This is a genomic window from Seongchinamella unica, assembly GCF_004354085.1.
Lineage (GTDB): Bacteria > Pseudomonadota > Gammaproteobacteria > Pseudomonadales > Halieaceae > Halioglobus > Halioglobus unicus.
Window position 1 is genome coordinate 911,386 of the sequence record NZ_SMSE01000001.1, and the last position, 13,439, is coordinate 924,824.

A 13,439-nucleotide genomic window follows, 5' to 3' on the forward strand; every position below is an offset into this window, starting at 1 on the left:
GCCCTATGGTCCTGCCAGGACTGCCTGGCTGCGTTTTCTAGCCCACCCGGCAACACCGGCCGCCACCGCTTGTTGTATCTGTTCCCGCTGACTGCACTCCACCAGCCCAGGGTCCTGCTGGTGGATACGCTCGAGGTTCAGCAGTGCCTGCAGCACCTCCGAGGGTCGCTCCATAAGTCGGGCCAACTCCAGCGCCTCGGTTGCGCAGGCCTGCCCCCGGGCCAATTCGCCATGCTCGATATACTGGATGGCGGCGCGGTTGAGCACGAAAGCGAGTCGCTGCTTGGCATCTGCCCGGTGCAATGCCTCCAGGGCCGGCGCCAATCCCGAGTCATCATCGGTCAGCGAGTAGCGGCACAGGGCCTCCAGGCACTGGGCATAGGGCAGTTCACTACCCTCGCGCACCCTGGCACCAATTTCCACCAGCGCAGCGGCATAATCCTGTGCCGCCCCACAGTCCCTGCGCTCCATCTCCACCATGGCGAGATATTCGTTGGCCATGAACTCGGTCAATCGGTCCCCCTGCGACTTGGCCAGGGTACGGGCATCCTCCAGGTGTTCTATGGCGACATCAAAGCTGTCCGCGTAGTAATTCAGGATGCCGAGGGTGGTCGGGATAGCGGCGCTCTGGTAGCCGGTCCGCTGGGCAAGGGACTGGGCCTCCATGGTCATGGCATCCGCCCTGGACAGGTCGCGCTCCAACATGGCCAGGCATTTGGCGGCCTCGGCCAGGCCAAGAATCTGTGCCTCGTCAGTGCCGCCGCGACTCATCCGTTCCGCCTGCAGGGAGAACCGCTTGGCGGCGGATAATTCACCGTGCAACCAGCGCAGGTAACTGGCCATCTGGTAGCCCAGCCGCGCGTGTGAGCGGGAGCCGTGATCCATGGCCTGTTCCGCCAGACCAACAAACTCATTCGCCATGCCCTGCCAGTCTTCCACCGGCGCCCCGGTCATGCGGATCTCCTCCAGCTCCAGGGTCAGGCATACCCGTTGCGCATCGTTGAGCTGACCGGCCAGGGCAATGCCCTCACGGTACAGGGCCAGGGCGTCTTCGTTGGCAAAAAAGCGCAGGCATAACTTCCCGGCGGAAACCATGGCCTTGCCCGCCAGGAAAGGATCGCCACTGAGGCGGGCATGGTGGGCCAGGTCTGCCGCCAGTTCCAGGTCCACCGCGGCGTCCCGCTCCAGTTGTTCCGCCACCTGCCGGTGCATACTCTGGCAACGGGACGGGGGTATACCCTGGTAAACACTCTGACGTATCAATTCATGGGCAAAGCGCAGTCCTCTCTCCCCGGGATGCAAAATGCCCTGTTGTTCCGCCTGTGCCAGGGCATCGTCGATCATCTGCGGGGGCAGGCCGGTGACTTGCTGGAGGACCGAGACATTGAGCCGTGGAGATATCACCGCCGCCCAGTGCAGCACTGTCTCCGCGTCGGTATCGAACCGCGACATCCGCTCGGCCACCAGTTCCGCCAGGGAGCTGCCTCCCTCTACCCCCGCCCGGGCAAGCTCCAGGGCCAACAGCGGGTTGCCGGCACAGTCGTGCCCCAGGGTCGCAAGTTCTGAATCGGGAAAGTGGGCCTTGACCAGGCGCTCGATGTGCTCCGGGGGCATCGCCGACAGGAACACTTCATCCAGCAGCTTGTCTGAGCGCAGGCTGCGCAGGACCTGCTGTGCCGCGTTATTGTCCCTGAGCTCCACTTCGCGGGACGTGGCCACCAGCAACAGGCGTTGCCGGGGAGAACTGCGCAAGACATAGTGCAAGGCGCTGAGACTGGATTCGTCGGACCAGTGCACGTCGTCGCACAGGACCACGACCGGGTGCCGCTCCGTCTGTTCACTCAACACCCGGGCGAGACTGTCGAACACCTGTTCCCGGGCCACTTCGCCGGCACTGGCGAGCAGGCGACTGGTGGCGTTGTCTGGCAGGGCCCGCTTGAGGGCGTCGTTCCAGACCCCAAAGGGACGGATCATCTCCGACTCGAAGGCGGCGGCCTTGAGGATGCCGGCGCCCACATCCCGGGCCATGGCCGCCACCGCCTGCAACAGCCGGCTCTTGCCAATCCCCGGCTCGCCGCGGATCAGCACCACCCGCGCCCGATCTGCCTGGGCGAGGGAATCAACCATCCCCCGAAACAGGGCCACCTCCTCCTCCCGACCGACCAGTGAATGCTCCGGTGCCGGTCGCCTGGCGCCGGGCGCAGGCTGGGGCGCGACGGCTGAACGCTGGCGCAGGGCGGCTGCCAGACGACCGGATTCCTCCACGCCCAACTCAGCCAGCTTCTCCAGGCCCACCCGGTACTGGTGCTCCGCTTCCTGCTTGCGATCCAGTTGCACCAGCAGTTGGATCAATCGCGCCCGCGGGGATTCGTCAAAGGGGGTCAGGCTGACCAGCGACAGGGCGTAATCCAGGGCGCGCTCCGGCTGGTCAGCCAGGCGCTCACCCAGTTCCCTGAGGACCTGCGCCTGGGAGCGGATGGCGCGCTCCCGCTCGCCAATGCACCAGGCGTGGTAGTCGTGAAAATCGGGCAGGTCCAGCCCCTGGAGGAAAACCCCCTGATTCTGCTCGGCCAGGCGGACCAACTCATCCACCGAGGCGTGCGCCAGGTCATCCGTGGCCCGGTGCAGGTCGAGTACGTCGATCTCCACGTCCGCCGTATCGAAGGCCACGGTACTGCGATCGGCAATAATCCGCGGCTGTTGCTCGTCATCGACGAGTTTGCGAATCTTGGACAGGCTCCAGCGCAGGGAGCCCCGGGGATCATCAGGAATTTCCCACAGTAACTCGCACAGCTGCTCCCGGCGCTGGGGACGGTTGTTCAGGGCCAGGTAAGCTAGCAGACCACGGGTCTTGCGGGAGGGAGGCAGAGGCAGCACGCTGCCATCCCGAATCACTTCGAGATCACCCAGCACCTGCAACTGCAGTCCCGCCATCCACGACTCCCGGTGGGGCACCTAGAAGGGCCAAGTATAGGCAGGCCGCGCCCTTCCGTCACCGGGGAGTCGCTCTATCTCGCGGATATCGTTGAAAAAACACGGTATTTGCAAAAATTCCACGGTAACTCCAACGATGGATTCCCCGATTCGGGAGGAATATGGCCATCAACGAAAAGGGAGACCGGAGTCATCACCATGTGCTTTATCGAAACCATCTCACCGGACCAGGCCACCGATTGCGTGGAGATACTTTACCAGCGTCTTCAGGGCAGCAAAAACTACCTGCCCAACTACGCCCGGGTGTTTTGCCATCGACCCACCCTGATGGCGCAGATCGCGACCCTGATGGAAGCCCTGCGCGGCACCATGAGTCCGCGCCTGTGGAGCCTGGTGAATCTCGCGGCCGCCCGCGCCAGTCACAGCTCCTACTGTTCCCTGGCTTTCGCCAACACGCTGATTGGCAAACACTTTTCAGAGCAGGAATTGCTGCTGATTCTGCGGGACGACGAACAGGCTCCGCTCACTGCCACCGAAAAGGCCGCCATGCACTATGCCGGCCTGGTCGCCACCGACGCCTCGCGTATCTGCCGTGAAGACGTCGCGACGCTAAAGGCCTGTGGCCTCAGCGATGCCGAAATCTTCGATGTCACCGCTGCTGCCGCCTGGCGCTGTTTCTTCGCCAGGGTGCCGGATGCGCTGGGAGCCAGGGCCGACGAATCCCTGACCCGGCTGGACGCGGCGCTGCTGCAGCGACTGCTGGTCGGGCGTCCGGCGGAAGCGAACCAGCATGCTGCTGAACACCCAGGAAAGGCCAGACCGGAATTACCTGGCTGACGACTTTTAGCGCTTACAGAAGCGCATGTTTGCGGCCTCAGCCAGCCGCCTCATGCGCCAAACCGAACTGGCTGGAGAGGGAGAAACATCATGAACACCACATTGCTTGTCACCCAGGCTCCTGCGGAAACCCTGTTGGGACTGCTCCTGTTTTTCATCTTTAGCGCAACCATTCTCGTCGCTCTGGCTGCGGAGGCGGGCCATTACCGGGACCTGAACGGTGTCATGCGCACACTCCAACGCAAGCTGTGCGAGCTGCGTCCCCGCCGCCGCTGGCTATTCAATACCGGCATTGGCGAGCAGACGGAATTTAGTGCCGGCTCATCACTGACACACTGAGGAGAAAACCATGAACGCTATCTACAGTAATATTCTCGAGACCGTGGGCAACACGCCGATTGTCCGCATCAACAAGCTCGCTCCAGACCACGTCAACCTGTTCGTGAAGCTGGAAGCTTTTAATCCCATGGCTTCGGTCAAGGACCGACTGGCCCTGGGCATCATCGAGGCGGCGGAGCGGGACGGGTCGCTGCAACCGGGCCAGACAGTGGTGGAGGCCACCAGTGGCAACACAGGCATCGGCCTGGCCATGGTATGCGCGCAAAAGGGCTACCCCCTGGTGGTCACCATGGCCGAAAACTTCAGTGTGGAGCGTCGGCGCCTGATGCGTTTCCTTGGCGCAAGGGTAGTACTGACCCCGGCGGCGGAAAAGGGTACCGGCATGCTCGCCAAGGCAGCGGAACTCGCCGCAAGGCACGGCTGGTTCCTGGCCCGCCAGTTTGAAAACGAGGCTAACGCCGACGTCCACTCCCGAACCACAGCGCCGGAGATTCTCGCCGCCTTTGCCCACCGTTCCCTGGACTACTGGGTCACAGGCTTCGGCACCGGGGGTACGCTCAAGGGCGTCGCCCGGGAGCTGAAGGCACAGCGCCCCGCGGTTAAAATCATCGCCACCGAGCCGGAAAACTCGCGCCTGCTCGCCAGCGGGATCGGCCAGCAGTTCGCCGACGACGGCTCGCCCCTGGCCAGCCACCCGCAATTCCGTCCCCACCTGATGCAGGGTTGGTCACCCGACTTTATCTCCAAACTGGCAGGGGATGTATTGCAACTGGGGCTGGTGGACGAGTTTATCGGGGTCAACGGCGAGGAGTCTCTGCGCCTGGCCCGTGAGTTGGCCCGGCAGGAGGGAATCTTCTGCGGGATTTCCGCCGGCGCCACCTTCCAGGGTGCACTGCAGATCGCTGAGCGGGCGCCCGCCGGCAGCAACATTGTATGCATGCTGCCGGACACCGGCGAGCGCTACCTGAGTACTCCCCTGTTCGATGATATTTGCGCCGACATGGATGAAGAGGAAATGGCCCTGTCGGAGTCCACCGAGGGCTACCGTTTTGGCGGCCAGAGTTCCCCTGCCAAAAACACAACCCTGGTGGCGGCCCCGGCGCGGGCCCGCAGCGAGCTGGATGAGCTGATAGAAGACACCGAACAACCGGTAGTGATGTTCTCACTCGAGTGGTGCGAATTCTGCTGGTCGGTGCGCAAGATGTTCCGGGAACTGGGTATCAGTTATCGCTGTATCGACCTGGATTCCGTGGCCTATCAGCGTGACAACCGGGGCGGCGAACTGCGGGCTGCGCTGCTGCAGCGCCTGGGCACACCGACTATCCCCCAGGTGTTTGTCGGCGGTGAGTATGTCGGTGGTGCGACCGAGACCTTCGACGCCTTCAACGAGGGTCGCCTGCAGAAGCTGATGGACCAAGAGGGTATCGATTACGACAAAGGGATGCGCTTCAATGCCTACAATTTCCTGCCGAAGTGGCTGCATCCTCGCAAAACCGGCTGATGCACTGTGCCGTGATCAGCTTCGCCCAGGGGAGACGGTCGACGCCGGGGCACTCACCGAGTGTCAGGCCGGAGCGACGATGGCATTGGCCGGTTCAATGCCGGCAAAAATAGACGGGGTAATCCACTCGGAGATGGTGCGGGTGAGTGCCGGGGGGCCCAGCAACTGCAGGCTGCCTTCCCGGCTGGCCTGGCGGTAGCTGATCATCCCCATCCACAGGTCGCACATGGTTCGCAGGTCCACATTGATGTAGACATCGACCTCCTTACCCGGGTCATGAACGCAGAGGTCCACCTCGTCATTCTCGACCACCACCCACCACTGGTTGAACTCGCTGACATCCTCGAACTGGAAACGGATCACCGTCTCCCTGCCGGGCAGCTTGGCCGGGTTGATGCTGCGCTCCATGTACAGCATCAACAACTCCAGATCGAAGTCATCGTCTGTCATATTATTGCGCGCCCATCGCATCCCCCAGTTGCCGATCTGCTCCATCAGCGGCATCAGTTCCTTGCAGGACTCGGTGGGGAAATACTCATAGCCCCGTTGGCCGGGGATCTTGCGTTTTACCAACAGGCCTTCCGCTTCCAGGCTGGCGAGACGCTTGGTCAGCAGAGAGGGAGAAATGTGGGTGAGCCCCCGCTGCAGCTCATTAAAGCGGGTACCACCCAACAATAACTCGCGCACGATGAGCAGGGTCCACTTCTCCCCCAGGATTTCCATTGCCTTGGAAATGGGACAGAACTGTCCATAGCCGGATTCAGCCATCGCTCTTCTTTTTGTAGTTAGTTACTTCAAAAAGTGTAGCTCATTACTCCATTTTCTGCAGTTTCCGGCAATCACCTGCAGGGCTATGGTTACGCCCAGGGTCAACACAAACCCAAGGAGGTCGAGACCATGTGCAAAAACAGTTTCAACAGCTCAGACAAACGGGCCCTGCGCCGCAGCCTGAGCCAGTACCCCACCGGGGTCGCTGTGGTGACCACCGTCGACGAGGCGGGCCGGTGCAGCGGCATGACCATTAACAGTTTCAGCTCAATTTCCATGAACCCGCCCCTGGTGGCCTGGTGCGTGGACCGCAGCGCCGGGAGCTATCGGGCTTTTGAGCGTTGTGGCAGCTACACCATTTCAGTGCTGGCCGAAAATCAGGCAGACATTGCCAGACGGTTTGCCACTGCCGGCGCCGATAAATTTGCCGACATCGCGACAACTGATACGTGCCCGGACGAGCCGGGTGCACTGCAGATACCGGGCGCCTGCGCCTGGCTGCACTGCACGGTGTACCGCCGCCTGGTGGTGGGAGACCACCTCATGCTGATTGGCGAGGTACAGGCCTTCAACGCCGCAGACCGGCGCCCCCTGGTCTTTGCGCGGGGTGACTTCAGCGCTATCCAGGATCCCCATCAACAGACCGGCCTGAACCGGGCTGCCTAACAGGAGAACACAGAAAATGACTGCAATAGCCAAACAGCAAACCGCGAGCCACGCTTCAACTGCGCTGGCCTATACTCAGACCGGCAAGGTCCAGCCAGGAGAGCACATCATGTGCCTGAAAACGCGAATCGAGGAACTGGGTCCGAAAATCGCAGACGAAGGCCGAGAGGCAGATGCCAACGACCGTTTCTCCACCGCCAATTATGACCTGCTGGCCAGTCAGCGGATATTTTCCGCACTCATTCCCGAGGCCCATGGTGGCGAAGGATATGCCTACAGTGAGATGGCCGACGCGCTGCAATGCCTGGCTGGTTACCATCCGTCTACGGCACTCTCGATGTCCATGCACCAGCACGTGGTAGCCGCCAATGTCTACAAGGACCTGCACGGCGAGGGCGGCGGACCCCTGCTGCAGAAAGTGGCCGCTGGAGAATTGCGCCTGGTCAGCACTGGCGCTGGCGACTGGCTGGCCTCCAATGGGGAAATGACCCGCGTCGATGGCGGCTACCGCTTCAGCGCGACCAAACATTTTGCCAGCGGCTCCCCCGGGGCCGACATGCTTGTTACCTCAGGCCCTTACCTCGATCCCGAGGAGGGCTGGCAGGTTTTGCATTTCCCGGTTTCTCTTCGCGACGAAGGCGTCACTGTGCTGGATAACTGGGCACCCATGGGAATGCGCGGCTCCGGCTCTAACAGCGTGTCGATCAACGACGTCTTCATTGCCGACGAAGCCATCGCCGGTCGTCGTCCGCGGGGAGACTTTCACGCGGTCTACTGTGTGGTGCTGCCGGTGGCCCTGCCGCTCATCATGTCCGTTTACCTGGGCGTTGCCGAAACAGCGGCAGCCAGGGCGCGCGGCCGCTGCGAGAGCAGCAACGACCCGGTCACACCCTATATCATCGGCGAGATGGAAACCGCACTGACCAGTGCCCGGGTGACTGTGGCAGACATGGTGCGCCTGAGTGACGGCTACACCTTCAGGGCGGACACTGACACGGTCAACGAGATGGTGAAGCGAAAGACCATTGCTGCCGAGGCCTGCAAACTGACCTGCGCCAAAGCCGTGGAAGCCTGCGGCGGGCCCGGGTTCATGCGCGCCAACGGCATCGAATCACTGCTGAGGGATGTCATGGCCTCCCACTTCCACCCGCTGCAGGAAAAACGCCAGCAACTGTTCACCGGCTCCGTGGCCCTGGGCAAGGAGCCCCCCGGGCAGGCGTTCTGATCAGGCTTTGAGGTGCTGGGAAAGATCCCCCGACAGGCGGGGTATAATCTGCCGGCTGGTGAAATACCAGCCGGCCTCGTCGCGACAGAATTCGTCCCTGTAGCGACCGGCCATCACCGGCTGCAGCGGCAGGGACTGGGTTGCCTGGAATACGGTGAAGTAGGACCGGGACCTGGCCGTGTCCCCGTCAACCTCGATAATCAGGTTGCTGGTGACATGGTGTGACAGCGGCGTCCCGTCATCATGCAGGCGGGTGAATGCCCGGTAAATCGCGGCAATCGCCTCGCCGCCCTCGGCGTGGACCTCGCCCTCAGGACCCACAAACCGGGCCCGGCGCAACAGCTCACCGATGGCGGCAAGGTCACCCTGATCGATCAACTCGGCGTAGCGATAGATCAGGTTCTCGATGGCTCTTTCTGGTGACATGGTGGACTCCCCGACCGATCAGTACCCTGCCTGCATGTTTACAGTGTTGAGCAGCGCTTCCCCAGCCACGTAGCGTCGCAGGTTTTCCGCGGCTATTATCGCCCCCCGACGGAGGCTGTCGCCGCCGGCAGCGGATGAGTGGGGCGTGACAATCACGTTGGGCATACGCCACAACGGGCTTTGTTCAGGCAAGGGCTCCGGGTCAGTCACATCCAGGCCGGCACCGTAAACCCGGCCGGATTCCAGTGCCGCTATCAGGTCGGCTGTCACTGTACTCTTGCCACGGCCGACGCTGACGAACAGGGCGCCGGGCTTTACCGCAGCAAAAAAGGCCTTGTCGAACAGTCCTGTGGTTTCGGGTGTCAGCGGCAGGGCATTCACCACCACATCGGCGCGGCCCGCCAGTGTGTGCAGTTCATCGGACAGGCCCACATAGCTGACAAAATCGGGGCCGGATCGCGATGAGTTGCGGGTAGCGATCGCTTCCGGACCGGGACCGGCCCCAAGGGCAAACAGGCCGGGGAGGAACAGAAAGGCAGCAAGTATTATTTTGGGGATCACTGCTTGAACTCCGACGTGGTGTAATTCTGGCATTGTAGAGAGAGCGCCGCTGTTCGGCCAGCGATGGGGCATCCGGGCCCGTTGCGGTCGTCCGGGACACAGCTGCCAGTCGCCAGGGTGGTTGTTTGCTACCCGGGGTCGGGGATAGCGAATTGCTCAACCAGGAATTCAATCAACACCCTGATCTTGGGCGCGATGTGTCGGCGCGAGGGATAGACCGCGTAAACGCCCAGTTCGCCGGCGCGGAACTCCGGCATCACTGCAACCAGTTTGCCGCTGGCGATTGCATCATCGACGAGGAAATCCGGCTGCATGACCAGGCCCTGCCCGGCGAGCGCTGCCGCGACGCAGGTATCGCCATTATTGCTCTGGATGGCGGGCTTAACCCGGACACTCACCGTTCCCTGCGGGCCCTCCAGCCGCCATTCGTCCCCCCCGGCCGAATAGCGGTAACCGATCACCGCATGGTCGCTGAGTTCCCGGGGGTGCGAGGGTGCGCCATTGGCGGCGAGATAGTCCGGCGAGGCACAGACGACCAGGCGCGAGCCGGTCAGCCGGCGAGCCACCAGGCTGGAACTGCTCAAGGCGCCGATGCGGACCGCAAGATCGTAACCCTCTTCGACGAGGTCGACGACCCGGTCAGAGAGGTCGATGTCGAGCCGGACCTGCGGATGACACTGGCGGAAGTCTCCCCACAGCGACGCCAATCGGCGCAAACCGAAAGACACTGGCACGTTAACACGCAGTAATCCGCTGGCGACCTCGCTACCTGCGGTTACTTCCGCCTCGGCTTCTTCCAGCAGGGCGAGGAGTTCCCGGCAGCGGACCAGAAAAATCTCGCCCTCGACCGTCAGGGACAGGCGCCGCGTGGTGCGATGCAGCAGGCGCACACCCAGGCGCGATTCCAGTGTATTCACGTGACGGGACACCGCCGCTTTGGACCAGCCCAGGGCGTCGGCGGCGCCGACAAAGCTGCCGGCATCAACGACCGTGGCAAAACTCTGCATTTCGAGGAATCGATCCATTGTTTTATTTTACGTAACAATAAGTCTCTGTAATAGCTATTTATGGCATAAACCAGGGCCTATAAAGTCACTCTCCAGTCACTGCTGTGACAACAACCCATTAACTGGATAACGGAGATACACCATGACAACGATGACTCACACCAACAAAGACACCTTCACACCCGAACAGGACAGCACCCCCACCGGCACCGGCTTTGTCGCGCGGCTACTGGGCAGCAATGCCGGTTGGAGCACACTGGCACTGCGACTCCCCGCCGGCATTATTTTCGCTGCCCATGGCGCTCAGAAACTGTTTGGCTGGTTCGGCGGTTATGGACTGGAGGGTACCGGTCAATGGATGGCCTCCATCGGCCTTGAGCCGGGCTACCTGATGGCGCTGCTCGCCGGTAGCGCGGAATTTTTTGGTGGCCTGGCCCTTATCATCGGCCTGCTGGTTCGTCCCGCGGCGGCGGTTCTGGCCGTCACCATGCTGGTCGCCATCCTCACCGTGCATATCGGCAACGGCCTGTTCATGAGCAACAATGGCTACGAGTTCGGCCTCGCCCTGCTCGCCATGTCAGTCTCACTGGCCGTCAGCGGCGCCGGCCGGGCATCCCTTGACCGGATACTCAGCGGCAAAGGCGCCTGAGTTTTCATACTATGGCGGGCTACGGCGAGCAACGATTTACCGCACCATCGATCCGCTTCGACCAGTGGTTGGGCGACACCGTCCAGGCCGCACCGCTCGGTGCAAACTCTCCCGTAAGAAGCCGTTCAAGCGTCTGGTAGAGTTGCCGACTGAGATCATCAGGAGAGCCGGTACCATCATGATGTCGCAGCAAGAAAGGCTGCTGCAGTCAGTGCTGTTCGAAGCACTGCTGATAGCAATGATAGCGCCCCTGGTCTACTGGCTGGGCTCGACCGAAGCTCCCATCGAGCCCGAGCAGGCCCTGGTAACCTCCCTGGTCGGGTCGGGGATCGCCCTGGTCATGAACTATTTCTATAACATGGCCTTCGACCGGGTGTTCGGCCATGTGCGCATCGAGCGCACGCTGCGCGTACGCCTGCTGCATGCGGTCGGCTTCGAACTGAGCCTGGTGACGACCTTCCTGCCCTTTGTGATGTGGTACCTGGACATCGGATTTATCCAGGCCCTGTTGCTGGACATAGTGCTGATGGGTTTTACGCTGGTGTACACCTATATTTTTCACTGGGTCTACGACCAGTTGCGACACCGCTACCGGATGCGGAATACCGCGTAAACAGGCAACGCGGTGTTCCATGGGCGCGCTGTAAAGCGTCGAATATTGGGTCTCTTCACCCCAGTTCAACACCTGCTCCTCGCGTAGAATGTCGCAACGCCACACGCCATCATAGAAGTTGAAGTAACCCTTCTCGGGCGTAATGGCCTTCAGGGCGCCCGCCCAAACCGTGACCTGTGCACCCCTGTCCCTGATGCGGGCTGCGAGGCGCTGGAATATCAGCGTGCGGGCGTTTCAGTGACGCTGCCGTGCTGATATCCTGAACGCTACAGGGAGGAAGTTTTGTGATTGATCGCCCGACCCACAGGTCGCTGCTGAGGAACGCGCTGCTCGCAACCTGCATGAGCCTGCTTGCCGCCTGCGCGAGCGTGCCCTTTGATTACCCCCGGGATACCTCGTTGGCGATTCCCGCTGTGCCGGATTCCGAGATCGGTGCCGTGGCGCTCGCCTGGCAGCGGGAACACGGGGAGCAGTCCGGTTTCCTGGGTCTCTCAGACGGGGTAGACGCCCTCGGCGCCCGGCTGCGCCTGCTGGAGTTGGCCCGGGAGTCTGTCGACGCGCAGTACTTCATTCTCAAGAAAGACCAGGCAGGAGCCCTGTTTGCGGCCGGCCTGCTTGCCGCGGCAGACCGCGGGGTGCGGGTGAGGCTGCTGGTGGACGACATCTTTTCGCCCGGGGTGGATGCGGCCTTTACCCTGATGGCGACACATCCCAATATCGAGGTGCGCCTGTTCAACCCCCTGGCACGCCAGCGGCTCAAGTACCTGGGTTTCCTCACCGACTTCAAGCGCGCCAATCGGCGCATGCACAACAAGTCCTTCACCGTCGACGGCGGCATCAGCATCGTCGGCGGCCGGAATATCGGCGAGGAGTATTTCGAGATTAACCAGGACGTGAAGTTCGACGACTACGAGGTGCTGGCGATCGGCGAGATCGTCCAGGAGATCCAGGGCGGCTTCGACAAGTTCTGGAACAGCGACCTGTCTGTACCCATTGAGGCTTTCGGCGTGGAGGTCGATCCGGCAGTACTCGATGAGTGGCGAGTAGGGCTGCGCGAACAGATAGAGGGTCAGCGCAACGGCATCTACGCCACCGCCCTGGACAGTCGACTCCTGCGCGACATCAAAGAGGGTGTAGTCAAGCCGGTGGTCGCGCAAGCAGATCTCTACACCGATGCGCCCGACAAATTGCAGGCCGCGGTGGGAGATGACGAGACCGCCGTACTGGCCAACGAATTAGGCCGGCGGCTGCGAGCGTCGGAGCGCGAGGTCGTGATTGTGACGCCCTACTTTATCCCCCAGGATTCAGGAGCAAGGCTGGTGGAGACGCTACTGGCGCGGGGCGTACGCGTGGTGATCGTCACCAATTCGCTGGCATCTACCAATCATATCCCTGTCCATGCCGGCTATGCGCGCTATCGCAAGCGCTTGCTGCGCGCCGGCGCGGAATTTTTTGAAATCAGGGCCGATGCGGTGGGCGACAAAAACAATGCCTGGGGTCATAGACCCGAGACCATGACCCTTCACTCCAAGGCCTCGGTCGTCGATCGCGAGACGGTTTTTATCGGTTCACTGAATTTTGACCCGCGATCCATCTATATCAATACGGAGATGGGTCTGTTTATCGAGTCCGCCGACGTCGGTGACGCATTTACCAGGGAAATCTTTCAAACCCTGTCAAAGGTCACCTGGCAGGTCGAGCTGGATGAGCGGGGCGCGTTGCGCTGGGTGTTCGACGACGGCGAGCAACGGGAGGTGGTTGACACCGAACCGGGCGCCGGTGCCTGGCGCAAGCTGCAGGTGGCTTTCTATCGACTGCTGCCCATCGAGAGCCAGTTGTAGTCGCGGCTCCGGTCGATTTTCCTCGACAAAGCGGGCCCGTGCTGGCCTCACAGGCCGACAAGCAGCCGTATC

13 protein-coding genes and 1 pseudogene are annotated in these 13,439 nt (G+C 61.9%); 9 read left to right on the forward strand and 5 right to left on the reverse strand.

Translation table 11 applies throughout. The features are described from left to right. Positions 1–3: 3 nt before the first annotated feature. Positions 4–2,934: an ATP-binding protein gene (locus E2F43_RS03945; RefSeq protein ID WP_133209751.1), complete on the reverse strand. Its 2,931-nt coding sequence runs from the start codon at positions 2,932–2,934 to the stop codon at positions 4–6. Positions 2,935–3,132: 198 nt separating this feature from the next. On the opposite strand from E2F43_RS03945, the gene E2F43_RS03950 reads away from it, so the two are divergent. The 4 genes and pseudogenes from E2F43_RS03950 (at position 3,133) to E2F43_RS19180 (ending at position 5,611) form a co-directional block, all read left to right on the forward strand. Then, positions 3,133–3,771, forward strand: coding sequence for a carboxymuconolactone decarboxylase family protein (locus tag E2F43_RS03950; RefSeq protein WP_133209753.1), 639 nt, complete (start codon positions 3,133–3,135; stop codon positions 3,769–3,771). A gap of 90 nt (positions 3,772–3,861) precedes the next feature. Continuing rightward, the gene (locus E2F43_RS03955; RefSeq protein WP_133209755.1) at positions 3,862–4,110 is read left to right on the forward strand and encodes a hypothetical protein; all 249 of its coding nucleotides are present in this window, start codon (positions 3,862–3,864) and stop codon (positions 4,108–4,110) included. A 10-nt stretch (positions 4,111–4,120) separates the two neighbouring features. Beyond that, a pseudogene (gene cysK / locus E2F43_RS03960) lies at positions 4,121–5,122 on the forward strand (cysteine synthase A); the annotation flags it as partial. Between the two features lie 144 nt (positions 5,123–5,266). Beyond that, positions 5,267–5,611, forward strand: coding sequence for a glutaredoxin domain-containing protein (locus E2F43_RS19180; RefSeq protein ID WP_275259595.1), 345 nt, complete (start codon positions 5,267–5,269; stop codon positions 5,609–5,611). A gap of 63 nt (positions 5,612–5,674) precedes the next feature. Here the strand turns inward: E2F43_RS19180 and E2F43_RS03965 are convergent, their stop codons facing one another. Beyond that, on the reverse strand, positions 5,675–6,379 hold the full coding sequence (locus E2F43_RS03965; protein ID WP_133209759.1) for a winged helix-turn-helix transcriptional regulator: 705 nt from the start codon (positions 6,377–6,379) through the stop codon (positions 5,675–5,677). A 129-nt stretch (positions 6,380–6,508) separates the two neighbouring features. Between E2F43_RS03965 and E2F43_RS03970 the strand changes: the two genes are divergently transcribed. Further along, on the forward strand, positions 6,509–7,045 hold the full coding sequence (locus E2F43_RS03970) for a flavin reductase family protein (protein WP_133209761.1): 537 nt from the start codon (positions 6,509–6,511) through the stop codon (positions 7,043–7,045). Positions 7,046–7,061: 16 nt separating this feature from the next. Then, complete coding sequence (locus E2F43_RS03975) at positions 7,062–8,270, forward strand: acyl-CoA dehydrogenase family protein (RefSeq protein WP_133209763.1); 1,209 nt, start codon at positions 7,062–7,064, stop codon at positions 8,268–8,270. Here E2F43_RS03975 and E2F43_RS03980 read toward each other — a convergent pair whose 3' ends face one another. The 3 genes from E2F43_RS03980 to E2F43_RS03990 all read right to left on the reverse strand — a co-directional run bounded on the left by E2F43_RS03980 (position 8,271) and on the right by E2F43_RS03990 (position 10,282). After that, positions 8,271–8,696 carry a nuclear transport factor 2 family protein gene (locus E2F43_RS03980; protein ID WP_133209765.1) on the reverse strand — a complete coding sequence of 142 codons (426 nt, stop codon included), beginning with the start codon at positions 8,694–8,696 and terminating at the stop codon, positions 8,271–8,273. An 18-nt stretch (positions 8,697–8,714) separates the two neighbouring features. Next, positions 8,715–9,257 (reverse strand): NAD(P)-dependent oxidoreductase, encoded by a 543-nt coding sequence (locus tag E2F43_RS03985; protein ID WP_238946739.1) that lies wholly within the window; start codon positions 9,255–9,257, stop codon positions 8,715–8,717. Positions 9,258–9,385: 128 nt separating this feature from the next. Beyond that, a complete protein-coding gene (locus E2F43_RS03990) occupies positions 9,386–10,282 on the reverse strand; it encodes a LysR family transcriptional regulator (RefSeq protein WP_133209769.1) in 897 nt (298 codons plus the stop codon). 133 nt (positions 10,283–10,415) lie between these two features. Between E2F43_RS03990 and E2F43_RS03995 the strand changes: the two genes are divergently transcribed. From E2F43_RS03995 to E2F43_RS04005, 3 genes are all read left to right on the forward strand, one after another. Beyond that, on the forward strand, positions 10,416–10,913 hold the full coding sequence (locus E2F43_RS03995) for a DoxX family protein (protein WP_133211085.1): 498 nt from the start codon (positions 10,416–10,418) through the stop codon (positions 10,911–10,913). Positions 10,914–11,091: 178 nt separating this feature from the next. Beyond that, complete coding sequence (locus E2F43_RS04000; protein WP_133209771.1) at positions 11,092–11,526, forward strand: PACE efflux transporter; 435 nt, start codon at positions 11,092–11,094, stop codon at positions 11,524–11,526. 284 nt (positions 11,527–11,810) lie between these two features. After that, positions 11,811–13,367: a phospholipase D family protein gene (locus tag E2F43_RS04005; RefSeq protein WP_133209773.1), complete on the forward strand. Its 1,557-nt coding sequence runs from the start codon at positions 11,811–11,813 to the stop codon at positions 13,365–13,367. Positions 13,368–13,439 lie beyond the last annotated feature (72 nt).

Excerpts from the sequence above, each read along its gene's own strand:
- E2F43_RS03945 (WP_133209751.1), bottom strand. The coding sequence starts at position 2,934 with ATGGCGGGACTGCAGTTGCAGGTGCTGGGTGATCTCGAAGTGATTCGG.
- E2F43_RS03950 (WP_133209753.1), top strand. The coding sequence starts at position 3,133 with ATGTGCTTTATCGAAACCATCTCACCGGACCAGGCCACCGATTGCGTG.
- E2F43_RS03955 (WP_133209755.1), top strand. The coding sequence starts at position 3,862 with ATGAACACCACATTGCTTGTCACCCAGGCTCCTGCGGAAACCCTGTTG.
- E2F43_RS19180 (WP_275259595.1), top strand. The coding sequence starts at position 5,267 with ATGTTCTCACTCGAGTGGTGCGAATTCTGCTGGTCGGTGCGCAAGATG.
- E2F43_RS03965 (WP_133209759.1), bottom strand. The coding sequence starts at position 6,379 with ATGGCTGAATCCGGCTATGGACAGTTCTGTCCCATTTCCAAGGCAATG.
- E2F43_RS03970 (WP_133209761.1), top strand. The coding sequence starts at position 6,509 with ATGTGCAAAAACAGTTTCAACAGCTCAGACAAACGGGCCCTGCGCCGC.
- E2F43_RS03975 (WP_133209763.1), top strand. The coding sequence starts at position 7,062 with ATGACTGCAATAGCCAAACAGCAAACCGCGAGCCACGCTTCAACTGCG.
- E2F43_RS03980 (WP_133209765.1), bottom strand. The coding sequence starts at position 8,696 with ATGTCACCAGAAAGAGCCATCGAGAACCTGATCTATCGCTACGCCGAG.
- E2F43_RS03990 (WP_133209769.1), bottom strand. The coding sequence starts at position 10,282 with ATGGATCGATTCCTCGAAATGCAGAGTTTTGCCACGGTCGTTGATGCC.
- E2F43_RS03995 (WP_133211085.1), top strand. The coding sequence starts at position 10,416 with ATGACTCACACCAACAAAGACACCTTCACACCCGAACAGGACAGCACC.
- E2F43_RS04000 (WP_133209771.1), top strand. The coding sequence starts at position 11,092 with ATGATGTCGCAGCAAGAAAGGCTGCTGCAGTCAGTGCTGTTCGAAGCA.